Annotated in this window: 18 protein-coding genes and 1 pseudogene; 7 read left to right on the forward strand and 12 right to left on the reverse strand. The window is 72.2% G+C overall.

Translation table 11 applies throughout. The features are described from left to right. Positions 1–16 precede the first annotated feature (16 nt). The 6 genes from WAB15_RS00140 to putP all read right to left on the reverse strand — a co-directional run bounded on the left by WAB15_RS00140 (position 17) and on the right by putP (position 8,486). Positions 17–1,021: a DUF5914 domain-containing protein gene (locus WAB15_RS00140; protein WP_407284793.1), complete on the reverse strand. Its 1,005-nt coding sequence runs from the start codon at positions 1,019–1,021 to the stop codon at positions 17–19. Then, positions 1,018–2,016, reverse strand: coding sequence for a phytoene/squalene synthase family protein (locus WAB15_RS00145; RefSeq protein ID WP_407284794.1), 999 nt, complete (start codon positions 2,014–2,016; stop codon positions 1,018–1,020). Before WAB15_RS00145 ends, WAB15_RS00140 begins: the two co-directional genes overlap by 4 nt. After that, the gene (gene crtI / locus WAB15_RS00150; RefSeq protein WP_407284795.1) at positions 2,016–3,566 is read right to left on the reverse strand and encodes a phytoene desaturase family protein; all 1,551 of its coding nucleotides are present in this window, start codon (positions 3,564–3,566) and stop codon (positions 2,016–2,018) included. Before crtI ends, WAB15_RS00145 begins: the two co-directional genes overlap by 1 nt. Before the next feature lie 153 nt (positions 3,567–3,719). Further along, a complete protein-coding gene (locus WAB15_RS00155; RefSeq protein ID WP_407284796.1) occupies positions 3,720–5,093 on the reverse strand; it encodes a cryptochrome/photolyase family protein in 1,374 nt (457 codons plus the stop codon). 90 nt (positions 5,094–5,183) lie between these two features. After that, on the reverse strand, positions 5,184–6,752 hold the full coding sequence (locus WAB15_RS00160; protein WP_407284797.1) for an SDR family oxidoreductase: 1,569 nt from the start codon (positions 6,750–6,752) through the stop codon (positions 5,184–5,186). Positions 6,753–6,983: 231 nt separating this feature from the next. Further along, a complete protein-coding gene (gene putP / locus WAB15_RS00165; protein WP_407284798.1) occupies positions 6,984–8,486 on the reverse strand; it encodes a sodium/proline symporter PutP in 1,503 nt (500 codons plus the stop codon). A gap of 679 nt (positions 8,487–9,165) precedes the next feature. Between putP and WAB15_RS00170 the strand changes: the two genes are divergently transcribed. Both WAB15_RS00170 and WAB15_RS00175 read left to right on the forward strand, forming a co-directional pair. Beyond that, a complete protein-coding gene (locus tag WAB15_RS00170) occupies positions 9,166–10,548 on the forward strand; it encodes a family 2B encapsulin nanocompartment shell protein (RefSeq protein WP_399149267.1) in 1,383 nt (460 codons plus the stop codon). A gap of 313 nt (positions 10,549–10,861) precedes the next feature. Continuing rightward, positions 10,862–12,025, forward strand: coding sequence for a SufS family cysteine desulfurase (locus WAB15_RS00175; protein ID WP_407284799.1), 1,164 nt, complete (start codon positions 10,862–10,864; stop codon positions 12,023–12,025). A gap of 155 nt (positions 12,026–12,180) precedes the next feature. Here the strand turns inward: WAB15_RS00175 and WAB15_RS00180 are convergent, their stop codons facing one another. Next, positions 12,181–12,417 (reverse strand): hypothetical protein, encoded by a 237-nt coding sequence (locus tag WAB15_RS00180; RefSeq protein ID WP_399149265.1) that lies wholly within the window; start codon positions 12,415–12,417, stop codon positions 12,181–12,183. Between the two features lie 521 nt (positions 12,418–12,938). On the opposite strand from WAB15_RS00180, the pseudogene WAB15_RS00185 reads away from it, so the two are divergent. Beyond that, positions 12,939–13,490, forward strand: a pseudogene (locus WAB15_RS00185) (DUF6817 domain-containing protein); the annotation flags it as partial. After that, positions 13,464–14,414, forward strand: a complete 951-nt coding sequence (locus WAB15_RS00190) for a ketopantoate reductase family protein (RefSeq protein ID WP_407289125.1) — start codon at positions 13,464–13,466, stop codon at positions 14,412–14,414. The pseudogene WAB15_RS00185 and the gene WAB15_RS00190, both read left to right, overlap by 27 nt. A 73-nt stretch (positions 14,415–14,487) precedes the next feature. Here the strand turns inward: WAB15_RS00190 and WAB15_RS00195 are convergent, their stop codons facing one another. Further along, a complete protein-coding gene (locus tag WAB15_RS00195) occupies positions 14,488–15,387 on the reverse strand; it encodes an NAD(P)H-binding protein (RefSeq protein WP_407284800.1) in 900 nt (299 codons plus the stop codon). Between WAB15_RS00195 and WAB15_RS00200 the strand changes: the two genes are divergently transcribed. Continuing rightward, positions 15,353–16,117 carry an Lrp/AsnC family transcriptional regulator gene (locus WAB15_RS00200; RefSeq protein ID WP_407284801.1) on the forward strand — a complete coding sequence of 255 codons (765 nt, stop codon included), beginning with the start codon at positions 15,353–15,355 and terminating at the stop codon, positions 16,115–16,117. The genes WAB15_RS00195 and WAB15_RS00200 overlap by 35 nt on opposite strands. Before the next feature lie 231 nt (positions 16,118–16,348). Further along, positions 16,349–17,008, forward strand: a complete 660-nt coding sequence (gene gntA, locus WAB15_RS00205) for a guanitoxin biosynthesis heme-dependent pre-guanitoxin N-hydroxylase GntA (protein ID WP_399149262.1) — start codon at positions 16,349–16,351, stop codon at positions 17,006–17,008. Between the two features lie 98 nt (positions 17,009–17,106). On the opposite strand, the gene WAB15_RS00210 is transcribed toward gntA, so the two are convergent. From WAB15_RS00210 to WAB15_RS00220, 3 genes are all read right to left on the reverse strand, one after another. After that, positions 17,107–18,858: a M28 family peptidase gene (locus tag WAB15_RS00210; protein ID WP_407284802.1), complete on the reverse strand. Its 1,752-nt coding sequence runs from the start codon at positions 18,856–18,858 to the stop codon at positions 17,107–17,109. Between the two features lie 327 nt (positions 18,859–19,185). Then, positions 19,186–19,974 (reverse strand): DeoR/GlpR family DNA-binding transcription regulator, encoded by a 789-nt coding sequence (locus tag WAB15_RS00215; RefSeq protein ID WP_407284803.1) that lies wholly within the window; start codon positions 19,972–19,974, stop codon positions 19,186–19,188. Between the two features lie 41 nt (positions 19,975–20,015). Continuing rightward, entirely contained in the window at positions 20,016–21,056 is a 1,041-nt protein-coding gene (locus WAB15_RS00220) for an NAD(P)-dependent alcohol dehydrogenase (protein ID WP_399149259.1), read from the reverse strand. Between the two features lie 271 nt (positions 21,057–21,327). Here WAB15_RS00220 and WAB15_RS00225 point away from each other — a divergent pair, with 271 nt between their 5' ends. Beyond that, a complete protein-coding gene (locus WAB15_RS00225) occupies positions 21,328–22,062 on the forward strand; it encodes a hypothetical protein (RefSeq protein ID WP_407284804.1) in 735 nt (244 codons plus the stop codon). Between the two features lie 25 nt (positions 22,063–22,087). Here WAB15_RS00225 and WAB15_RS00230 read toward each other — a convergent pair whose 3' ends face one another. Continuing rightward, a complete protein-coding gene (locus WAB15_RS00230) occupies positions 22,088–22,717 on the reverse strand; it encodes a CAP domain-containing protein (protein ID WP_407284805.1) in 630 nt (209 codons plus the stop codon). Positions 22,718–22,870: the final 153 nt, after the last annotated feature.

Consider the following 22,870-nt stretch of genomic DNA (forward strand, 5'->3'; position numbering starts at 1 on the left):
GGCCGGGCGCGTCCGCTCAGCCGGGGAGACGCCCGGTGCTCCGCAGGGTCCAGCGGCGCTCGGCGTAGGCGAGGTCGTCGCGCCACAGCCGGCCTGCCGCCCGGCGCATCAGGGGGCGCAGCAACGGTGCGGCGGCGCGCGCCAGGGCGAAGCCCCGCCGGTCCGACGCGGCGACGACGGCCTCGATCACGGCCGTTCGCGGCTCCGCCGCCGCGCTCGCGGTCAGCGGAGTGGCATGCGTCTCGACGACGGACGTCGCCCCCTCGCCCTCGGTGACGCGCATGACGACGGTGCGCGGGCCGGGTGCGGTGAACTCCGCGCGCACGGGCACCACCAGACGGCCCGCGACGCGGAACGACACCTCGACGGCGAACGCGTCGTCCTGCTCGTGCCGCGGCACTCGGACCACGCGGAGATCGACGAACGAGTACGGATGGAACCACGCGCCGTGCCAGGGGTCGAGCCGGTTCGCGACCACGTCCTGGGGCTCGCACCGTCCCACCGCCGTGCACACCGCGTCCACCGCCCCCGCCGCCGGTCGGGCGGGCACCACGGGGCGCTCCAGCGGCTCCTCGTTCCCGACCTCGTCCAGCCGCACCCACACCAGGACGCCGTCGTCGTGGACCGGGAACGGCTCCCAGCCGGCGAACGGGCCGCCGTCCAGGGCCAGTCCGTGCCAGTGGCACACCAGCGTGCCACCCACCGCCCGGCCGTCGCACAGCGGAGCCCCCAGGTGCGGGCACGCGCCGGGTCCGGCCCGCAGTTCACCCGCCGGGGTCCGCCACAGGACGACCTCCAGGCCACCCACCGTTCTGCCGCGGGGGCGGCCGCCGGCGGTCACGTCCCGGGAGGCTCCCACGACGAACCAGTTGCCCGACGGCCGCGCGCCGGCGCGCTTGAGGGCGTCGGCGATCAGCGCGGGCCGTGCCGCGCGCCAAGTGGGCGGCTGCGCCTCCCACTTCGGGCCGCGCCGCAGCCGCAGCGGTGAGGTCCAGCCTGCTCCGTCCCTCCGGGCGGTCACCGCCGGTCCCCCGCCCCTTGGGGGGTCGGTTCGCCGCGTACCGGAGCCACCGGGCGCGGAGTGCCGGTACGGGCGCGGGCGCCGAGGATGCGTGCGATGCCGACCACGGCCGTCAGTGCCCGGCGCCGGCGCGGCACCACGGAGCGGCGGTGCAGTACGGCGTAGTCGTCGGCCGCGATCGCGTCGAGGATGCCTCCGTACAGCGTGTAGGCGGTACGGATGCAGGGCCGCACCCGGGGGTCGAGCATGGCGATGCCCGGTTCCGCCTCGCGGTAGACCGCTCTCGTCAGGGCCTCGGCGGCGGCGAACGCGGCGCGGATCCGCGGATCGCGGCGTCCGGTGCGGCGGCTCCATTCCAGCAGCGGCCGGTCCGCCCCGTGGGCGGCGAGCAGGTCCGCCGGCAGGTAGACGCGGCCGCGGTCCAGGTCCTCGCCCACGTCCCGGAGGAAGTTGGTGAGCTGGAAGGCCACGCCGAGGGCCGCCGCGTGCGGCGCCGCCACCTCGCGGGGCGCCACGGTCCCGAGGACGGGCAGCATCTGCAGGCCGATCGCCGCCGCCGAACCGTGCATATAGGCGCGCAGGTCGGCATACGTCGGATAGTCCGTGACGCTGAGGTCGTCGCGCATCGAGGCCAGGAAGTCGGCGAACAGGCGGGGCTCGATGGCGTACCGGGCGGCGGTGTCCGCCACGGCCCGTACCACGGGCTGGTCGCCGCCGCGGGTGCGCAGACCGTGCGCGAGGTCGTTCTCCAGCAGCCGCAGCAGCCGGTCGCGCTCCTGGGGCGTCCGCCGCCGGTCGAGGTCGTCGACGATGTCGTCCGCCCAGCGGGCGAAGCCGTACAGCGCGTGGACGGCGCAGCGGCGTTCGACCGGCAGCAGACGGGTGGCGAGGAAGTAGGTCTTGCCGTGATGGGCGTTGAGCTGCCGGCAGTGGGTGTACGCCGCGCGCAGGGCGGGGTCGGTGATGCCGGCGGCAGCCAGTTCGCGGCGGGTCATCACGGCCGCCGTTCCCGGCCGGGGCGGCGCGGAGCGGCCGGCGCGGCGACCCTGCGGCGGGCCGGGGGACGGCCGCCGGTGATGCGGGCGGCGGCGAGTTTCCCGCTGATGAGCACCGTGGGCACGCCGACCCCGGGCGTCGTCCCGCAGCCGGCCAGTACGGCGTTGTCGAGGCCCCGCACCAGGTTGCGCGGTCGGAAGGGGCCGGTCTGGGCGAAGGTGTGCGAGACCGAGAAGGGCGTGCCCGCCGCGTGTCCCTGGGCCGTCCAGTCCGCCGGCGTCACCAGGAGTTCGTGTTCGATGTGGTCTCCGAACCCGTCGAGGCCGCGACGTTCCAGCTCGGCCACGAGGCTGTCGCGGTAGCGCGGCCCGAGGTCGCGCCAGGCTGCGGCGGACGGCCCGGTGGCGGTGTTGGGGCAGGGCGCGAGGACGTAGTGCAGGTGCCTGCCCGGTGGGGCGAGCCTCGGGTCGTGCGTCGTGGGGCGGCTGATGAGCAGGGACGGATCGCTCATCGGCTGCCCCGTACGGGTCAGTTCGTCGAAGGTGCGCTCCCAGGCCGCGCCGAAGGAGATGGTGTGGTGCGCGAGTTCCGGCCAGGTGCGGTCGGTGCCGGCGTGCAGGATCACCGCGGACGGGGAGTGGCGCAGCCGCAGCGGGCGCCGTGGTGCGCGCCCCAGAAGCCGGTGCGCCACCGGCAGATCGGGGCTGAGGACCACCGCGTCGCAGGTGATGCGCTCCCCGGAGCCGAGGCGTACGGCCCGTACCCGGCCGGCCGCGCGCTCCAGCTGCGTCACCTCGGCCGACCAGCGGAACGTGGCACCCGCGTCCCCGGCCGCATCGGCCATCGCCTGCGGCAGCGCGTGCATACCGCCGCGCGGGAACCACACGCCGGCCACCGTGTCCATGTAGGCGATCACGGCGTACGCGGCGAGCGCCCGGGCCGGGGCCAGGCCCGCGTACAGCGACTGGAAGGAGAAGACGCGCCGAAGGCGGGCGTCGGTGAGGAAGCTGCCGATCCGCGGGTCCAGCCGGCCGAATCCGCCGAGCGCCGCCAGCCGGGCCAGGTCCGAATGCAGGAGCTGGCGGGGCGAGTCGAAGTTGGTGTCGATGAAGCGGCGCATCTGGGCCCGGTAGAGCCGTTCGAGCCAGCACCGCAGGCGCCGGTAGCCGTCGGCTTCGGCGGGGCCCGCGAAGCGCCGTACCTCCGCTTCCATGGCGTCGCCGTCGGTGTGGACGTCGAGGTGCGAGCCGTCGGCGAAGCGGGCTCGGTAGGCGGGGTGCAGCGCGACGAGGTCCACCCGCCGGTAGAGGCTGTCGCCGACGGCGGCGAAGGCCTCGTCGGCGAGGTGCGGCATCGTCAGCACGGTCGGGCCGGTGTCCAGGTGGTACCCGCCGAGCGCGCGCCGGCCGGCTCGTCCGCCCGGCCCGGCGTCCCGTTCGACGACGGTGACCCGGCGGCCCGCCCCCAGCAGGTGCAGGGCCGCGGAGAGGCCGGACAGCCCGGCGCCGACGACGACCACGTGGTCCGTCGGTCCCGATACGGTCTTCACACGCCCTCCTTCGTCCGGTCCGGGGCGCCGCTGGGGCCACCCGCGCCGGGACGTCCCGGTCGGCACCCCTGGGCATGCGCTGATCCCTGCCCGGTAGGAGCCCTCGCCGGAGCACAACTCACTCCGACGGCCCAGGCGTGTCCGCGAAGTCCGTCAGCGCCGGCCCCGGGCGTGTTGGAAGCGCGCGAGGCCGTCCGCGAGGTCGATGAGCGGCTCGGGGTAGTCCAGGCGGGCGCGTTCGGGCGCGGGGAGTCGCCAGGGTTCGTGGACCGCCTTGCCGGGGACGTCCCGCAGCTCGGGCACCCAGCGGTGTACGTACGTCCCCTGGGCGTCGAAGCGCTTGCCCTGGACCACCGGGTTGAGCACGCGGTGGGGGCGTGTGTCGGTGCCGGTTCCGGCGACCCACTGCCAGTTGAGCTGGTTGTTGACGATGTCGCCGTCCACCAGCAGGTCCAGGAAGTGCCGGGCGCCGATCCGCCAGTCCACGTACAGCGTCTTGGTGAGGAAGCTGGCCACCAGGAGGCGGGCGCGGTTGTGCATCCAGCCCTCGTGGCGCAGCTGCCGCATCGCCGCGTCGACGACGGGATAGCCGGTGCGGCCCTCCTGCCACGCGGTGATCTCCTCGGCCGCCTCGTCCTGCGTCCGCCAGCGGTCGTCGCGGGTGCGGTAGTCGCTCACGGACGAGCCGGGCCGGGCGGCCAGCACCTGGTGGTGGAAGTCGCGCCAGCACAGTTGGCGCACGAACGCGTCCGCCCCGGGGCCGCCGTGCGCGCGGGCCCGCTGGACGAGTTCGACGGGCGAGAGGACCCCGAAGTGGAGATAGGGCGAGAGGCGGGAGGTCTTGTCGCCGGCGAGGTCGTCGTGCCGCTCCTCGTAGGCGCCCAGGCCGGATCGCTTCCAGTCCGAGAACCGCCGTCTGCCGGCGCGTTCCCCGCCTGCGGGCAGACCGGGTGAGGTTCCGGACACCGTGTCGCGGGAGGGCAGCGGCTCGGAGCGCACCTCGGCGGGTACGCGCACCGTGCGGGGCGCCGGGTGGGTGTCCCGCAGCCGTTCTGCGGACCAGCGGCGGAAGTAGGGGGTGAAGACGGCGTAGTGGTCGGAGCCGGCCGGGGTCACCGCCCCGGGTGCGAGTGCCGTGATCACGGCATCGTGCACATGTAGGTCCACCCCGCGCTCCTGGAGCTCCTTGCGCAGGAGTTCCTCGCGACGGTGGGCGTAGCGGGTGACACCGGCCGCCATGTGCACCTCGCCCGCCCCGCATTCGGCGGCGATCCGGCCCACCTCGCGCGCCACCGGCCCCGAGCGCAGCACGAGTCGGCCGCCGCGCTCGCGGAGTCCGGCGTCGAGGTCGGCCAGGCAGTCGGCGAGGAAGGCGCGCCGGTTGGGCGCGTCGAAGCCCGCCGCGTGGATGCCGGGGTCGAGCACGAACAGCGGCACCACCTCGTCCGCCGCGCGCAGTGCGGCCCGCAGCGGGGCATGGTCGTGCAGCCGCAGGTCCGCGGTGAACAGGACGACCGCGATGGCCATGGCGCCTCTCCTGGTGTCATGTCGGGGCCGTTCGTGTCGTGTAGGGGCTGTCGGTGTCGTGTCGGGGCTGTTGGCGTCGTGTCGGGCCTGCTACGGGGCGCTTCGTCCGCCGCGGGCGTCTGCGCCGTGGTCGGCCGGCGTGGGTGTCCGGTGCGCGCTCATGCCCTTCGCGGCGGCCTGGGCGATGTTGCGCGCCATCCCGCCGAAGACGACGGTGTGGAACGGCGAGACGCTCCACCAGTAGGCGTGCCCGGACAGTCCGCGGGGGTGGAACACGGCGCGCTGCCGGTAGCGGGTGCGGCCGTCGCCGTCTCTCTCCGCGTACATCTCCAGCCAGGCCAGGCCCGGCAGCCGCATCTCGGCGCGCAGCCGCAGCAGACGGCCCGGTTCGATCTCCTCGACCCGCCAGAAGTCCAGCGAGTCGCCCACCCGCAGCCGCTCGGCGTCCCGCCGGCCGCGGCGCAGGCCCACACCGCCGACGAAGCGGTCCAGCCACCCCCGCACCGCCCAGGCCAGGGGGAAGGAGTACCAGCCGTTGTCCCCGCCGATGCCTTCGATCACCCGCCACAGGGACTCGCGCGATGCGGGAACGGTCAGCCGGCGTTCGTCCTCGTACAGGCTGCCGCCGGCCCAGTCCGGGTCGGTGGGCAGCGGATCGCTCGGCGCGCCGGGCACCGAGGCCGACGACCAGCGGGTGGCGACCTGGGCGTCGCGCACCCGGCGCAGTGCGAGCGTCAGCGCCTCGTCGTACGGCAGCGGCTGCCCGGGGCCGTCGGGGACGTACCGGACGATGTCGTGCTCGTGGCAGACGACCTCATGGCGCAGCGACTCGGTGAGCGGTCGCGCGATGGACGCCGGTACCGGTGTCACGAGCCCGACCCAGTGGCTGGACAGCCCCGGGGTGAGCACCGGCACGGGCACGATCAGCCGACGGCGCAGTCCGGCGACGACGGAGTACCGGCGCATCATGTCGCGGTAGGTGAGGACGTCCGGGCCGCCGATGTCGAAGGTGCGGTTGACGTGGTCCGGCATGCCCGCCGAGCCGACGAGGTACCGGAGCACGTCGCGGACCCCGATGGGTTGAATGCGGGTGCGCACCCAGCTCGGGGTGACCATCACCGGAAGGCGTTCGGTCAGGTAGCGCAGCATCTCGAAGGACGCCGAGCCCGACCCGATGATCACCGCGGCGCGCAGCACCGTGGCGGGCACCGGACCGTCGAGGAGGATGCGCCCCACCTCGGCCCGCGACCGCAGGTGCCGGGACAACTCCCGCTCCGGGACGCCTTCGGGTGTCAGACCGCCGAGGTAGACGATCCGCCGCACGCCCGCCGCGTGTGCCTGCTCGGCGAAGATCCGCGCGGCTCTGCGGTCCTTCTCCTCGAAGTCGCGTCCGGTGCCCAGCGCATGCACCAGGTAGTAGGCGACGTCGATCCCCTGCATGGCGCGGGCGACCGACGCCGGGTCGGTGACATCGCCCTTGACCGCCTCGGCGTCCGGCGCCCAGGGATGGTCCCGCAGCTTGCCCGGGGTCCGGGCGAGGCAGCGCACCCGGTGACCCGCCCGCAGCAGCTCCGGCACCAGCCGTCCGCCGATGTAGCCGGTGGCACCGGTCACCAGGCAGTGCCGCCCGTCGGTGTCCTGCTGCGTGCCCGTGTCCACGGTCGGCTCCTTCGCGGCTCGTCCGGCGCGCGTCGTCGCGCACCGCGGCCCGATCACGCCGCGTCAGCGAAACCGTACCTGCCGTGCGGGTTCGACTACCCGCCGTTACGGGCACGTACGGCCCTGGCGTCCCGCGCCACCTCCAGCACAGCATCGCCGCGCGGTAACCGCAGCTCCGCGCGTCGAGCCGACTGCGGTCGTGGACGTCAGGGAGGAGCCCTCTCCTCGGCCTCAGCCGACCGGGACCGACGACGCCGCGCGCTTCTCCATGGAGCCGGACCAGACCCGTCGCGGAGGGCGGCCGACGAACTTCCCGAACAGCAGCGCCGCCGCCGTGGCCGCCAGCACCCCCGGCACCATCTCGTACACGCCCGACTGCAGCGGCCCGAGGAGTGGGTCGATGTGCTTCCACAGCACCACGGTGACCGCCCCGGCGACCATGCCGGCCATCGCCCCCGCCCGCGTCATCCGCGGCCAGTACAGCGACAGCAGGATCACCGGGCCGAAGGCGGAACCGAAGCCCGCCCAGGCGTACGCGACGATGTCCAGCACGGCGCCCCCGCTGAGCGCGATGACGTACGCCACCACCGCGACGGCCACCACCGCCACACGGGACGCCAGCACCATCGACGCGTCCGAGGCCCGCCGTTTGACGAAGGCCCGGTAGAAGTCCTCGGTCAGGGCCATCGCCGAGACCAGCAGCTGGCTGTCCGCGGTGGACTTGATCGCGGCCAGCACGGCCACCAGCAAAATGCCGGCAATCCACGGATTGACCAACTGGGCGCACAGCGCGATGAATACGGTCTCGGGGTTTTCCAGCGGCTGGTCCAGCGCGGCGACACCCACCAGCCCCACGAGCGAAGCGCCCGCCAGCGAGACGACCACCCAGCTCACGCCGATTCGGCGGGCCAACGGAATCTCCCGGGTACTGCGGATACTCATGAAGCGGGCCAGAATGTGCGGTTGACCGAAATACCCCAGCCCCCAGGCGAGCAGCGAAATCACCGCCACCGCGCCGAGCGGCTCCCCCGATGCCCAGCGCACACCGTCGAAACCGGCCTTGGCTCCCACGTCCAGCAGGGCCGGACTCTTGCGGGTGAGCGCCTCGTGCATCGCGCCGAAGCCCCCCAGCAGCCCGATGCCGATCGTCGGGAGCGCCACGGCGGCGCAGAACATCAGTGTGGCCTGCACCGAGTGCGTCACGCTGACCGCGCGGAAGCCGCCCAGGACGGTGTAGACGACGATCACCACGGCGAAGACGGTGAGCGCGAACTCGAAACCGCCCCCGAAGATCCCCTCGAAGAGCACGCCCCCGGCCAGCAGCCCACTGGCGACGTAGACGGTGAAGAACACGACGGTGACGGTCGCCGACACCACCCGCAGCATTCTGCTGCCGTCCTCGAACCGCTCCTCGAAATACGCCGACAGCGTCTTCGCATCGCCGGCCAGTTCCGTATACGTACGCAGCCGCGGCGCGACCAGGCGCCAGTTCAGATACGTGCCGACGGCGAGGCCGACGGCAATCCATGAGGCGCCGATACCTGCCGCGTACACCGCCCCCGGCAATCCCAGGAACAGCCAGCCGGACATATCACTGGCCCCCGCGGAGAGGGCCGCGAGCGGCGCACTCAGCCGGCGTCCGCCCAATGCGAAATCAGAGAACGTCAACGTGTCCTGATAGGTCGCGATACCCACGGCCACCATGGCCAACAGGAAAATCCCGAATGTGATCATGACCGGTACGATCAGGGATGTCACCACTGCTCCCTCGGCGCAAGCACTGCCTCATGGTCCAGGAGCCAAGGGGCGGATCCCACGGAGAATCCCCAGAGCAGGCTCCGGCGCCAGCCGACACTACGGACCCTCCACCCGCCACGACACCCCTTTCACACAAGTCCCCAACAAACACAGGCTCATTCCCCGGGCAGCGGACCGCTCTCCGACCCGGCTCGACGCCGCCTTGGGACCGCAGCCGGCGTTCCCCCGGCGGATCATCCGCTCCCCCGTTCCCCCGCTCCCATCGGCCTCCGCGCGCCCCGGCTCTCCCCGCATACCTCACCAGAACCTGGCGGATCGTCATAGGTCAGCGCCATAAGTCACCCTTTAGGAAACGCAAAGCGGTGTTATGGGGGCGAATCTGGTCGTATATGGGGCGCCTTGTGACGTCGAGCGACACGCCTCGACGTCGATGGAATGACTAATTCCGCTCCGCCGGGGCGTGGCACTGACGGCTCGACGTCAGGCAGTCGCTCATGCATACGGAAGTGCGCATTCAGTTCAGCGAGCGTTTCAGGCCGCACCCCGGCAGACGGTCGGTTGCGGGCCGGCGGAGCCCGACAACACGATCGGTGCGTTCCCGCGTGCCGTCGGCCCCGCGCCGGCCGTTCGGCATGTCTGTCTGCGAGGAGGTCCTGTGAACGACCAGATGAGTCTCAGCCCGAATGCGGCACGGCAGCTCGCGACCACCACCAAGACCACTCCCCAGATGCGCGGCATCACCCCGCGCTATCTGCTGCGCGCCCTGCCCTGGGTCGACGTCGAAGCAGGTGTCTTCCGCGTCAACCGCCGCCGTACGTACGTCCTCGGAGACGACCGCATCAGCACCCACACCGACGGCGGCTCGCCCCGCATCATCCCCGGCGACCTGCGGGAACTTCCCTACCTCCGGGAGGCCGACGACGCGCTGCTGGCCGAACTGGCGGGCGCCTTCACGGAAGTTCCCTTCGAGGCCGGGCAGATGCTCGCGCAGGACGGTGACGCGCACGACCGGTTGTGGGTGATCGCCCAGGGCCGCGCCGAGAAGCGGGTGAGCGGCCGCTACGGCGAGGACGCCCTGCTCGAAGTGGTCGGCGACGGCCAGTTCTTCGACCTCGACGCCTGGACCCGCTCCGAGCCCATGCCGTACCGCGTCAAGGCGCTCACCCCTGGCGTGGCGCTGTGCGTCGAGCGCAGCGTGCTCGCCGGGCTGTGCGACCGCGATGCGACGGTGCGCGGCGCGATGGACGCCTACCTCGCGGCGGACGGCGTGATGCCGGGCGCCGAGGTGCCGGTCGACCTCAAGGCCGGCCACGACGGCGAACCGGACCTCCCCGGAACGTTCGTCGACTACGAGGACACGCCCCGCGAGTACCACATGACCCTCGCCCAGACGGTGCTGCGGGTGCACACCAGAGTCTCCGATCTCTACAACGGGCCGATCGACCAGACCCGGGCCCAGTCCAACCTCACCGTCCACGCGCTGCGCGAGCGGCAGGAGGCCTCGCTGCTCAACCACCCGGAGTTCGGCCTGTTCAACAACGTGGCCCCCGGGCAGCGGGTGCAGGCGCGCACCGGCTCGCCGACCCCCGACGACCTCGACGAACTGCTGACCCGCGTCTGGAAGCAGCCCGCCTACTTCCTCGCGCACCCCAGGGCCATCGCCGCGTTCGGCCGGGAGTGTACGCGCCGGGGCGTGCCCCCGATCATCGACAACCGCTTCGGCAGCCCGCTGCTGACGTGGCGCGGGGTCCCCCTGCTGCCCTCCGACAAGGTGCGGTTCTCCGGCGGCGCGGGCATCGGCACCACCGAGATCCTGCTGATGCGCGTGGGCGAGGCGGAGCAGGGCGTGGTGGGTCTGCGCCCTGCGAAGGTCGAGGACGAGGTGGAGCCCGGCCTGTCGATGCGGAACATGGGCGTCGACCAGAAGGGCATCACGTCGTACCTGATGACGGCGTACTTCAACACCGCGGTGCTGGTGGAGGACGCGCTCGCCGTGCTCCAGAACGTCGAGGTCTCCAACTACCATGACTACTCCTGACGTTACGCGGGGCCGGTGGCTCGACACGGTCCCGCAGGCGACCACGGATCCGGCCGCGGCGCTGCATCCGGTCAAGGCTCCGGCCACCGCACCGGCGGCGACCACGGCCGCCACGACCGCTCCGGCGACGGCTACGACTCCGGCTTCGGCTCCGGCCGCGCAACCGGTCGCGCATCCGGTCGCCGGAGGGTCACCGTCCGTCGCCTCCCCGCCCGGCCTTCCGCAACCCTCACAACCCGCTGGTCTCCCCGGTCAACCCGTCCCCTTCTCCCCCGAGTTGGCGCGGCGGGACTTCCCGATCCTGCACCGGACCGTGAACGGGCACCCGTTGGTCTGGCTGGACAACGGAGCCACCACACAGAAGCCGCGTCAGGTGATCGAGACGCTGGCCGCCTTCTACGGATCCGCCAACTCCAACATCCACCGTGGTGCCCACACCATGGCCCGGGAGGCCACCGAGGCGTACGAGGCGGGCCGGGCGGCGGTCGCCGACTTCCTCGGCGCACCGTCATCGGACGACATCGTCTTCGTACGCGGCACCACCGAGGCGATCAACCTCGTGGCCCAGAGCTGGGGACGGGCCAACCTCGGCCCCGGGGACGACATCCTCGTCCCGGTGCTGGAGCATCACTCCAACATCGTCCCCTGGCAGTTGGTCGCCAAGGAGACCCGGGCCCGGGTGGTGCCCGTACCGCTGCAACCGGACGGGCAGATCGACCTCAGCGCGTACGCCGATCTGCTGTCGATGCGCACCCAACTCGTCGCGATCAGCCATGCGTCGAATGTGCTCGGCACCGTCCCGCCGGTCCGCGAGATGACCGCGCTCGCGCACCGCTACGGGGCCAAGGTGCTGGTGGACGGGGCGCAGGCGGTGGCGCACTTCCCCGTCGATGTGCAGGACCTGGACGCCGACTTCTACGTGTTCTCCGGGCACAAGCTGTTCGCGCCCACGGGGATCGGCGCCCTGTACGCGAAGCCCGAGATCCTGCGGAGCATGGGGCCGTGGCAGGGCGGCGGCAACATGATCGAGTCGGTCGGCTTCGACCGTACCTCCTATGCACCGGTGCCCCACCTCCTGGAGGCCGGTACCGGGCACATCTCCGGCGTGGTCGGTCTGCTGTCCGCGCTCAACTGGCTGACGTCCTTCGACCGCGACGCCATCGCCGCGTACGAGACCTCGCTCATGGCGCACGCGCAGCAGGCCATGTCCACGGTTCCGGGGCTTGAGCTGCTGGGTTCCGCGCCCGAACGGATCGCCGTACTCACCTTCACCCTCGCCGGTCACGATCCGTCACAGATCGCTGACTGGCTGGACCGCGACGGCATCGCCATCCGGGCCGGCCACCACTGCGCCCAGCCGGCTCTGGCCCACTACGGCGTGGAGAGCGCGGCCCGTGCCTCCCTCGCGCTGTACAACACACCCGAGGAGGTGGACAAGCTGGTGGCGTCCCTGCACCGACTACAGCAAGCCGCTTGACGCCGGGTCCGTCCGACGCCGCCGACCGGAACACGGTCGGCGGCGTCCGCGCGCGTCGCCCACCTTCCGGCGGCCCGGCACGGTTGCAGGGGGCCGACCCGTGCGGGCAGGTCCCCTGCGGTAGGAGGATTTCGGGCGTCTCACGGCCCGGACGGTCAGCCGATGATGATGACGCCGAATCCGTAGCCGTTGCCATAGCCGTGGTCGTAGCAGTCCCCGTCGCCCCAGCCCCAGTCGTCGTCACAGTCCCATCCGTGGGCGGAGGCGTGGCTGGGTGCGGCTGCCGGTGCGGCGGCGGGAGCCGCGCTGGCGGCGCCGGCCCCGGCGAGCACGAGGAAGGGCACTGCGCACAGTGCCGCGGCTATGCGGTGGGTCTTGGTCTTCGCGCGCATGATGGTCCCCTCTCGGGGTCGGTGCGTTGCCGATACTTCGGCATGTCGATGTGGAGTTCTCCTGGCCTGACCGCCGTGCGCCGGGAACGCGCGAGGCCCTGACGCACCGTACGGAGGCGACTTAGCAGGACTCCGAACCTGCTTCGCGGACATCGTTGCAACCTCAAACAGATGTCTACTTCGAGCGTAGGCACCGGGCCCTGAGAGGTCAAAACATACGCTCTCCGCAGAGGTCCGGGTCCTTGAGAGCCATGCGAAATCCAAGCTATTGCTTGGAAAGTGGCAAGGAAATCCGAGGATTGACTTGGATTTACGGAATCCTCGATGATCACCGCAGGGCCAAGGGCGGCAACCGCGCCCCTTTCCCGCGCCAGGCCGGACGGCAGACGCGGCCGGGGCAGGTGCCGACCCGTCACGCACCGAGAGGAGCCCCGCAGCCCATGTTCTCCGTACCTCCTGACGCCAATGGTTCAGGCGCCGATCCTGATCTCGACTCAGACTTCGCTTCAGATACTGAAGAAATCGGTTCCGTGGCCGCCCGCGTCACCGACCTGCTGCGCGAGTGGGACGCCGACACGCTTGAGCATCCCGGTGGGACGCTCCTGGCTCACCTCCACCGGGTGCAGGAACAGCTCGCCGCGTGGGGTGCCCGGCCGGCCCTGCGACTCGCCGGCCTGTGCCATGCCTTCTACGGCACCGATGGTTTCGCCGTACCCCTGCTGCCGCTCGACCGCCGCGCGGAACTGGCCGCGCTCATCGGCGCCGAGGCCGAGGCGCTGGTGTACTTCTACGCCAGCTGCGAGCGGGGCGCCTCCTACCCCGCCCTCGCGGAGCCCGACGCCGCCATCCGGGACCGTTTCACCGGTCGTACCCACACGCCGTCCCTCGCGCTGCGGCGGGACTTCGCCGAGCTCACGGCCGCGAACGAACTCGACATCGCCCGCGTCGACCCCGCGTTCCGGGAGGCCTCGGGCGCCGGTCTGCTCAGTCTGTTCAGCCGCCTTCGACCGCTCCTGAGCGCATCCGCGTGGCGGGACTGCCGGACGGTGCTCTCCGAGCCTTCGAGCCGCCCCGCGACCGGGCCCGCCGACCGCCCCTGGAGCGTGGCGGTGCTCGGCCCGGGAGGAGTCGGCGGTCTCCTGGCGGGCGTGCTGTCCCGCGCCGGACACCGGGTGATCTGTGTGGCCGGGGAGGCGACGGTACGGGTGCTGCGGCGGGACGGAATCAGGGTGCGCAGCGCGCAGTTCGGCGCCCTCACCGCGCAGGTCGAGGCGGTCACCGAGCTGCGGGAACCGGTCGATCTGTGCCTGGTCGCCGTCAAGCACACCGCGCTCCCCGCGGCGCTGGAGCGGATCCCACCCGACATCGTCGGTGACGGCTGGGTGGTTCCGCTGCTCAACGGCATCGAGCACCCGGACGTGCTGCGCGGCCGCTACGGCGCGCGGCGCGTCGTGCCGGGCGTCATCCGCGTCGCCTCGACCCGTACCGCGCCGGGGAACATCGAGCACGGCAGCCCGTTCACCGAGATCGATCTGGCGGGAGCGCCCGAGCGCCTCGGACCGCTGGCGGCGGTGCTGGAGGAGGCGGGGGTACGTACGCGCGTGGCCGACGACGAGACCGCGGCGCTCTGGGCCAAGCTGGCGTTCCTGGCTCCGTTCGCGCTGCTCACCACCCATTACGGTCTGGCCATCGGTGAGGTACGGACCGAGCGGCGCGAGGAGCTGGCCGCACTGGTCGCGGAGGCCGCCGCGGTCAGCAGGGCCTGTGGTGCGCCGGCCGATCCCGCGAAGACCTTGGCGCTGTACGACGCGTTCCCGGGCGACAGCCAGTCGTCGATGCAACGGGACGCGGAGGCGGGCCGTCCGCTGGAGCTCGATGCGATCGGTGGTGCGCTGCTGCGGGCGGCCGACCGGCACAGCGTGCCCGTGCCGGTCGCCTCCCGGTTGGTGGCGGCGTTGCGGGTCCGTACGGACACCCAGGGGCCGGTGGTGCGCTGAGGGCACGGTAGGGAGCCGCGGCGGCGGTGCTGTGCCCCAAGGAGGCCTGGCGCCTCCGCGGCCCCGTAGGTGCTCACCGGCGCGGACGGAACGCGTCGGCGTGGTCGAGGGCCCACTGGCGCAGAGTCCGCGCCGGTGCGCCGGTGATCTCCTCGACCGTTCCGGTGGTGACGGGGCGGGGCGCGTCGAGCATCTCGGCGTGCCCGTTCAGCAGGACCTCCACGAAGGAGTCGGGGATCACCGCACCGGCCAGCAGCAGCTGACGAGCGGCTTCCCGTGACAGCTCCTGCCACCGCAAGGGCCGGCCGAGTGCCTCGCCGATGACGCGGACCTGCTCGGCCTGGGTCAGGACCTCCGGGCCGGTCAGCGCGTACGTGGCGCCGTCATGGCCGTCGTCGGTCAGGGCCCGTACCGCGACGGCGGCGATGTCCGCCTCGTGCAGGGGTGCCATGGCCACGGCTCCGAAGGCGCCGCGTACGGCATCGCCGGTGCGGATCTGGTCGGCCCACCACAGGGCGTTGGCGGCGAAGGTGCTCGGCCGCAGGTGGGTCCAGCGCAGACCGGAGTGTTCGATCAGCTGCTCCACCGCCCGGTGGGAGCGTCCCACCGGATGTGGCTGCTGGTCCCAGGCGAGCACGCTCTGGACGGCGCCGGAGGACAGGAGGACCACGCGGCGTGCGTGTCGCTGAAGGGCCGCCACGACGGCGGCGGCCGGCTCGGCGCTGTGGAAGGGCCACATGAGGAAGACCGCGTCCACCCCCTCCAGGGCCGATTCCAGCGCGCCGGAGTCGGCGAGGTCGCCCTGGTGCACCTCGACCGTCCGCGGAAGCCGGACCGCGTCGGGGGCGCGGGTCAACGCCCTCACCTCGCCCACGCGGGCCGCCAGGAGCTGGCAGACCACCTGTCGGCCCACGTTTCCGGTCGCTCCCGTGACGAGGATGATCCAGTGCACCCCGGATGCCGCCGGTGCCATCGCCGGCGCTCTGGCCGCCCGGTCCGACACGTCCTTCGTGTATCTGCTCTCCGGAGGGACGGAGATCTCCTGCAACGTCCAGACGCCGTCCGCCGCCGAACGCGATGCCCTGCTGCTGCACAAGCTCCCCAGAACCAGCCGGGTCACCGCGGTCTCCGCGCACCTGCTGCTGCGCGCCACCGCTCTGCCGAACGACTGGGCCGGTTCCGCCCGGCTCTCCGTGGAGCAGGTCGATCGTCTGCGGCCCGCCCCGCCGTCCCCGGGCGACGGACCGGTGGTCCTCGACGATCAGGACCGGGCGATGCTGAAGATCCTCCTGCGTGACGGCAGGGCCGGCTACACCGAGCTCGCGGCCGCCGTGGGCGGAGCGGACTCCACGGCGAAGCGCCGCCTGGACGCGCTGCGGCGAGCCGGCGTCCTCACCTACGCCGTCGACATCGCTCCGGCCGCTCTGGGGTTCCCCACCGAGGCCCGGCTGTGGATGTCCGTACGGCCCTCCAAGCTGAGCGACGCCGCGCATGAGCTGGCCGGACATCCCGAGGTCTCCTTCGCCGCCATGACCACCGGCCCGAGCAATCTGGTCGCCGCGGTCAACTGCCGCAGCGCCGATGATCTGTGCCGGTATCTGACCGAGCGCGTGGCCGCGCTGGACGCCGTCCGGTCCCTGGAGACCGCGCCGGTGATCCGCACCCTGAAACGCACGGGGAGCTGCCTGCCCGCCGCGCGCTGACGGCGCCTCCCGGGCGGAATCCGGCCGTGCGGCCCGCCGGGGCGACGTCGCGTCCGACGGGATGCGGCCCGCCTCGGCCATGTTCGCGTCGCCGCTGGTGAGGGCGGCGGACCAGGTGTCCCCCTGCCATGTCTTGACGAATTGGTGGGGTTCGATCTTCACTTCCAGAGTCCCCAGCACGGCCAGGGCCCCCACCACGTGCGATGCCCCCCTCACCCGAAGGTCACAAATATGACGGTTGACGCCTCCGCCGCCACCGAAGTCGGGCAGTTCCTGCTCGGCGACGCCTTTCCCTGCCTGGCCGGCCGTTCGGCGTGGCGGCAGGGCGGTATCACCCATCATCACTACACCTGGCTCGGGGACGACGGGGCCGCCCGGCAGATGACGGAGGACCTGCACGCCTATGTGAAGTCGGTGGACTGGGACGCCAAGCCCTTCACCAGTTTCGTCGCCACCTTCTCGGGCCCGCTGAACGTGCCGGACACCGAGTTCGAGGACCTGATGTGGGAGCAGCTCCAGGCTGTGCACGATCACGACAGCCTGTCCCACCCCTGGGCTGACGGCTATGACCGCGACCCGTCGTCCGGTGCCTTCGCCTACAGCGTGGCCGGGCACCCGTTCTTCGTCATCGGGCTGCACGAGACGCACAGCCGCATCGGCCGCCGACCACCGTTCCCGATGCTCGCCTTCAACTCCCACGCCCAGTTCGACCGGATCAAGGCCGCCGGCCTGTGGGACCGGCTCCAGGAGAAGATACGCAAGCAGGACATCGAGCTGCAGGGCGACATCAATCCGAACCTCGTGGAGTACGAGCAGCTCTCCGAGGCCCGGCGCTACTCGGGCCGTCGCAAGCCGGCCGACTGGCAGTGCCCCTTCACCGCCCGGGCCTGAGCCCGGAGACGTAGGGCGGGCCGGGTGGCGCACGTCGGCCGTGCGCCGGAGGGGCGAGGTGCCGGCGGGCCGGTCTCGCCCCTCCGGGCAGCGGGAGGTCAGCCGGTCTGCAGGGCCGCGTCGTCGAGGACGAAGCTGGTCTGGAGGCCGGCGTCCTCAGCGGCGGTGAAGGTCAGCGTGATCTGCTGTCCGACGTAGCGGCTCAGGTCCAGGGTGCGCTGGGTGTAGCCGTTGGACGCGTCGGTGTTGGACAGGGTCGTCAGGGTGGTGCTGCCCACCTTGACCTTGAAGGTGTCGTAGGCGACGTTGCCGGTCTCGTCGGTGTCGATGTGCAGCCAGTAGGTCAGCGTCGCTCGACTGCATCCGGCGGGAACGGTCACCGGCTGGCTGAGGGTGTCGGCGGCGGAGTAGCCGTAGCCGCCGAGCCAGGCGAACCTGCTGCCGCTGTGGGCGGACTGGCCCGAGTGGGCGCCGATCGCGCCGGTGTCGCCCGTCCAGGGGGTGGTGCCGTTCTCGAATCCGCCGTTACCGAGGAGCTGCTGACTGGTGCAGCTGCCGGTCCCCTTGACCGTCAGGGCGAAGGTCGTTGTGTGCGTGACGGATCCGGTGCCGGTGAGGGTGAGGGAGTACGTGCCGGGGGCCGCGGTCGCCGACGTGGCGACGGTCATGGTGGAGCTGTCGCCGGACGTCACCGAGGCGGGGCTGAAGGAGACGGTCACGCCCGCCGGGGCGCCCGACGCCGACAGCTTCACCGTCTGGGCGGAGCCCCTGGTGGTCGCCGTCGAGATCGTGCTGGAGACCGATGCTCCCGGGTCGACGCTTCCCGAGGACGGGGCGGCGGCCAGGGAGAAGTCGTTCGCCGGGGTGGTGTCGGCGGCGGCGAGCTTCCACAGGGTGTAGGCGATGCCGTCCGCGCTGCGGTTCAGTCCGGTGCTGTTGATGTTGTTGGTGGTGTCACAGGACTGGTGGTAGCAGGGGTCGTAGGAGCGGTTGGCGGTGCCGCCCCACTTGGCCGCCTGGGCGGAGGTCTTCCGCGCGCCGGCGCCCATCGCGTATCCGGAGGTCGGGATGCCCGCCTGTTCGAAGGAGTAGTCGTCGGAGCGGCCGGCGCCCTCGGTGTTCTCCTCCGGCTGGAGGCCGAGGGAGTCCCAGTACGCCTTCATCGGCGCGGCGGCGGCGGAGCCGACGTGGTTGATGAAGTAGCCGCCGTTGGTCGAGGCGACCATGTCGAAGTTGTAGTACGCCTTGATCTTCGAACGCTCGGTTGTGGAGAGGGAGTTGACGTAGAAGTCGGAGCCGTTGAGGCCCTGCTCCTCGTCCGTCCACCAGCCGAAGCGGACGCGGGCGGCCATGTCGGGGTTCTGCTCGGCGAGGGTGAGTGCGTTCTCCAGGAGCGCGGCCGAGCCGGAGCCGTTGTCGTTGATGCCCGGTCCGGCGCCGACGCTGTCGAGGTGGGAGCCGAACATGTACACACTGCCGGCGTCGCCCTTGGGCCATTCGGCGATCAGGTTGGGTCCGGCTCCGCCGGCGCAGCCGGAGGTGCAGGGCTGCTCGGTGACGGTGTAACCGGCCGCCTGGAGCTTGTTCTTGACGTAGGCGACGGAGTCCCGGTAGCCCTGTCCGCTGGACTTGCGGTTGCCGCCGTTGCGGGTCGCGATGTTGTTCAGCTCGGTGAGGTGTGCCTGGACCTTGGCCACGTCGATGTCGGGGGCGGCTTGGGCCAGGGCGCTGCCGGTGGCGGGCCGGGGGGTCTGTGGTGTGGCCGCGGCCGTGGGGGCCGCGGCGAGGACGGCTGCTGCGAGGGTGGCGGCGAGGGATATGCCGGCCACCGAGAGTCTTCGTAACACCATGGCTCCTTGAGGGGGTAGCGCGTTCTGCCGACGGAGGATCTGGTGGGACACCGGGTCGGGGCAGCGTGGTGTCGTCGTCCGGCCGGTTTCCGACGGGTGGGGGCATTGCACGGCAGGAGGACGACGTGTCGAGGACGGCATGTCCATGACCCGGGCGGCCGTACCATCACATCAGGACGGGCCCGGCGTCAACGGATGTTCCTGCGCAGGGCGTTGATTGTCGGAAAATGGCAGGCGCCGCCCGATATCCGGGCACTCGCCGGGGGGTACGGCGGGGTACGGCCCACATCGACGATGCGCGTCGACCCGAGGCGCCTGCCGCGGGCGTCAGGCGTCGAGCACGTCGACACGCACGCCCAGGCGGCGCAGTTCGGCCAGTTCGCCGGGCGGCGTGGCGTGATCGGTGACGACCCGGTCGTAGCGGGCGATGTCGCCGTAGGCATGCGTGGCGGTCTTGCCGAACTTGGTGTGGTCCGCCAGGAGCAGTGAGCGCTGCGCGCAGTCCAGCATGGCTTCCTTGATCTCCGCGTAGTCGCGTACCGGATGGAAGAGCCGGCCCCCGAGGACGGACACGGCCGACATCACCGCGAGGTCGGCGCGGATGCGGCCGAGGGCACGCAGCACGTCGGGGCCGACGCAGGAGCCGAACTCCCCGCGGTAGCGGCCGCCGAGGAGGGTGACGTCGGCGCCCGGGGTCTCGTCGAACAGCCGGGCCACGCCGAGGGAGTTGGTGACCACGGCGACCGCTTCGGTGCGGGCGATCCGGGCCGCGAGCGGGAAGACCGTGGTCGAGTCGTCCAGGACGACGGTGCTGCCCGGGCGGATCTCGTCGGCGACGGCGGCGCAGAGCGCCTCCTTCACGGGGCGGTTCACGGCGATGCGGAAGCGGGTCGCGGTCTCCATGGTGAGGGTCGGGAACGGCGCGGCCCGGCCGCGTTCCTTGCGCAGCAGCCGGCGTTCGGCGAGCTGGTCCAGATCGCGGTGCATGGTCGCGAGGCTGACCCCGAAGTGCCGGGCCAGATCGTCGATGCGTACCTCTCCGTGCGCGACGACATGGGCCAGTACGTCCCGCCGTCGCCGGTCGACCTCGGCCAGCGACGACCGCGTGGAAGCCATCGGGGCCGCCCCTTTTCCGATCGGGCAGCGGCGGCCGCGGCCTACCGCTGCGGGTAGATGACGGCCTTGACGGCGGTCTCGTCGTGGGTGGCGACGGTCAGTGCGCTCTCAGCCTGCGCAAGACCGTAACCGTGCGAGACCAGGGAGTCGAGCCGGACCGCCCCCGACTCCACCAGCGCCGTCGCGGCGGGCCAGGTGTGTGCGTAGCGGAAGGTGCCGGTCAGTTCCAGTTCATAGTTCTGCACCCGGCTCAGGGGCAGCGGGATCTCGTCCCCGCCCATCCCGACGAGGACGACGCGTCCGGCCCGGGCCACGGTGCGGATCGCCTCACCGCTCACCGCGGGAACCCCGGAGCACTCCAGTAGGACGGTGGGTGCGTACTCCGCTTCGCGCAGCGGTGTGCGGGAGACGTCGAGGGCGGTGGCGCCGGTGGCTCGGGCGAGTTCGAGGCGGTGCGGGAGGACGTCGGTGACGAGCACGTCCCGTGCGCCGAAGGCCCGTGCCGTCTGGGCGGCGACCAGTCCGATGGGCCCCGCACCGGTGATCAGGACGCGGTCGCCGGGCGCGACGCGGCCCTTGCGGCAGGCCCAGACCGCCACCGAGAGCGGCTCCAGCAGGGCGGCCTCCTCGTCGGTCAGGGAGTCGGGGACCTCGTGGGCGAAGTCCTGGCGCACGGCGAGGTATTCGCAGAAGGCGCCGTCGACCGGCGGTGTGGCGAGAAAGCGCATGTCGGGGCAGAGGTTGTAGCGGCCCGGACGGCATTCGCCGCAGCTGCCGCAGGGTGTGCCGGGCTCGACGGAGACGCGCCGGCCGATCCGGCGGGCGTCGACTCCCGGGCCGCAGGCGACCACCGTGCCGGCCGCTTCGTGGCCCAGGACGAGCGGTTCCCGTACGACGAAGTCGCCGATCCGTCCGTGCCGGTAGTAGTGCACGTCCGAACCACAGGTGCCGACCGCCTCGACGCGGACCAGTACCTCGCCCGGACCGGGGACGGGAACGGGGCGCTCTTCGATGCTGAGGCGCTCGGGTCCGTGCAGTACGGCGGCACGCATGGTGGCGGGAAGCGTGGAGGTGACGGTCATGGCGGGTCATGGCTCCCTGGTGCCGAGGTGGGGCGGGGACAGCACGCTAACGCGTTCTGCTAGCAGGACACCCTCTATTTTGCACAAAATATGAGAAGAGTTGCCGACGGTTCGCTGCGCGCCGCCACCTCGCCGTACCCCGCCGCGCCGCCTCACCCCCTCCCGTCGGTCGCCGCCCGCCACGGCCGTGCCCGGCGGAAGGCGCCGGAAGACTTCATCATGAGTACGGATGGGCACGTGGAGTGACCTCCCGCTCATGAAAGGGATCCGCATGCACCCTCGCCGCCTCGTCACGGCCGCCGTTCTGACGCTCGCGATCGCCGTTCCCGCGGCCGCTCCCGCTCCGGCACACCCCTCCCCCGCCACCCCGCCGCCGGACGCACCGGGCGCTCCCGTACGGCCCGCCGGCCACACCGAGGTGCCCGTCCGGAGCGGCTCGGCCGTCGTGAGCGTGCCCGTCGTCCTGCTCTCCGCGCTCGCGGCCGACGGTGTGACGATCGCCGAGGTCGGCAGCGAGGGCGAGGCCGACAGCGGAGGCGAGGCCGGGCCGCACGACCCCGCCGGCCACACCGACGGCGGTATGCGGCTGCGCGTCAAGGACGGCGCGGTCACCAACAGCGGTGGCAAGGTCGGCGGCGAACTGCACTTCGTCCATTCCGGTATGGCGCTGACCAACGGCAGAGCCCACAAGACCGTCAAGGTCACCGACCTCGAAGCCGACCTGTCCCAGGGCACCTTCAGGGCCCGCGTCGCCGACGGCGGGCACGCCGCCACCACGATCACCCTGGGCACCTTCACCCGGCCCGACATCCGCTCGTCCCTCGACACCAGGACCGGCGTCCTGCGCCTGAACGCCGCCGTCGCGACCACGGCGGGCACTGCCACCCACCTCAACGCGGCCCTCGGCACCAGCCGCTTCGCCGACCGCGGAGCACTTCTCCAGGCCCGCGTCGTCGCCTCGCTCGACCCGTCCGTGGACCTCGCCACGGCCCTCAACTTGGGCTAGGAGGTCACCTCTCCCGTAGAGCCGGTCAGCGCCCGGGATGGCCGTCAACCTGGGCGGCGAGGTCCTGCGTCCACCACGGCCCGCCGGTGCCGAAGCGGATGCCGACGCCGATGTCCGCCAGGTCGCACTGCAGGATGTTGCGGCGATGGCCGGGGCTGTCCATCCAGGCGTTCATGACGGCGGAGGGCGTCGCCCGGCCGACGGAGATGTTCTCGCCGTACGCGGACCAGGCGTAGCCGGCGCGGGTGATCCGCTCCCCCGGGTCGGAGCCGTCGGGGTTGGTGTGGTCGAAGAAGTGACGGGTGGCCATGTCGTCCGAGTGGCGCTGCGCGGCTCGCTGCAGCACGGCGTTCCACCGTACGGGCGCGCACCCGTGGCCGACACGCTCCGCGTTCACCAGCCGTACGACCTGGCGCACGTACTCGGAGGGGTCCTGCGCCGCCGGATCATCGCCGGCCAAGGCACCAACGGGCGCGTCCCGTACGGGATGGGCAGGGCCGACGCGGGCGGCGTCCGCGGTCCGCGGCGGGGCGTCGGTGGCCGTCGCCACATCGAGGCCCGCGGCACCCAGGACCACGCCGACGGCGGTGGCGATCGCGGCCTTCGCGGAGCGGTGCTCGGGACGGCGCCGGGGCTTCCGGTGCTTTCCGGGCATGCCGAACCTCCAATCTGCCCCTCTGCGCGAAGGGCTGGCACGGAGCGGCCGGGACGGCCTGCCCACGGAGGCCTGGGGCGGTGGGCGGGTCATGCCTTGCCAGGGACGGTGTCGTCCATGCCCCGGCTCGGGAGTCCGCCGGGGCATTACCGG

Origin of the sequence: Streptomyces sirii, from assembly GCF_045690365.1 — a bacterium.
GTDB lineage: Bacteria > Actinomycetota > Actinomycetes > Streptomycetales > Streptomycetaceae > Streptomyces > Streptomyces sirii.

Excerpts from the sequence above, each read along its gene's own strand:
- WAB15_RS00145 (WP_407284794.1), bottom strand. The coding sequence starts at position 2,016 with ATGACCCGCCGCGAACTGGCTGCCGCCGGCATCACCGACCCCGCCCTG.
- WAB15_RS00155 (WP_407284796.1), bottom strand. The coding sequence starts at position 5,093 with ATGGCCATCGCGGTCGTCCTGTTCACCGCGGACCTGCGGCTGCACGAC.
- putP (WP_407284798.1), bottom strand. The coding sequence starts at position 8,486 with ATGATCACATTCGGGATTTTCCTGTTGGCCATGGTGGCCGTGGGTATC.
- WAB15_RS00180 (WP_399149265.1), bottom strand. The coding sequence starts at position 12,417 with ATGCGCGCGAAGACCAAGACCCACCGCATAGCCGCGGCACTGTGCGCA.
- WAB15_RS00200 (WP_407284801.1), top strand. The coding sequence starts at position 15,353 with ATGATCCAGTGCACCCCGGATGCCGCCGGTGCCATCGCCGGCGCTCTG.
- WAB15_RS00195 (WP_407284800.1), bottom strand. The coding sequence starts at position 15,387 with ATGGCACCGGCGGCATCCGGGGTGCACTGGATCATCCTCGTCACGGGA.
- gntA (WP_399149262.1), top strand. The coding sequence starts at position 16,349 with ATGACGGTTGACGCCTCCGCCGCCACCGAAGTCGGGCAGTTCCTGCTC.
- WAB15_RS00210 (WP_407284802.1), bottom strand. The coding sequence starts at position 18,858 with ATGGTGTTACGAAGACTCTCGGTGGCCGGCATATCCCTCGCCGCCACC.
- WAB15_RS00215 (WP_407284803.1), bottom strand. The coding sequence starts at position 19,974 with ATGGCTTCCACGCGGTCGTCGCTGGCCGAGGTCGACCGGCGACGGCGG.
- WAB15_RS00220 (WP_399149259.1), bottom strand. The coding sequence starts at position 21,056 with ATGACCGTCACCTCCACGCTTCCCGCCACCATGCGTGCCGCCGTACTG.
- WAB15_RS00225 (WP_407284804.1), top strand. The coding sequence starts at position 21,328 with ATGCACCCTCGCCGCCTCGTCACGGCCGCCGTTCTGACGCTCGCGATC.
- WAB15_RS00230 (WP_407284805.1), bottom strand. The coding sequence starts at position 22,717 with ATGCCCGGAAAGCACCGGAAGCCCCGGCGCCGTCCCGAGCACCGCTCC.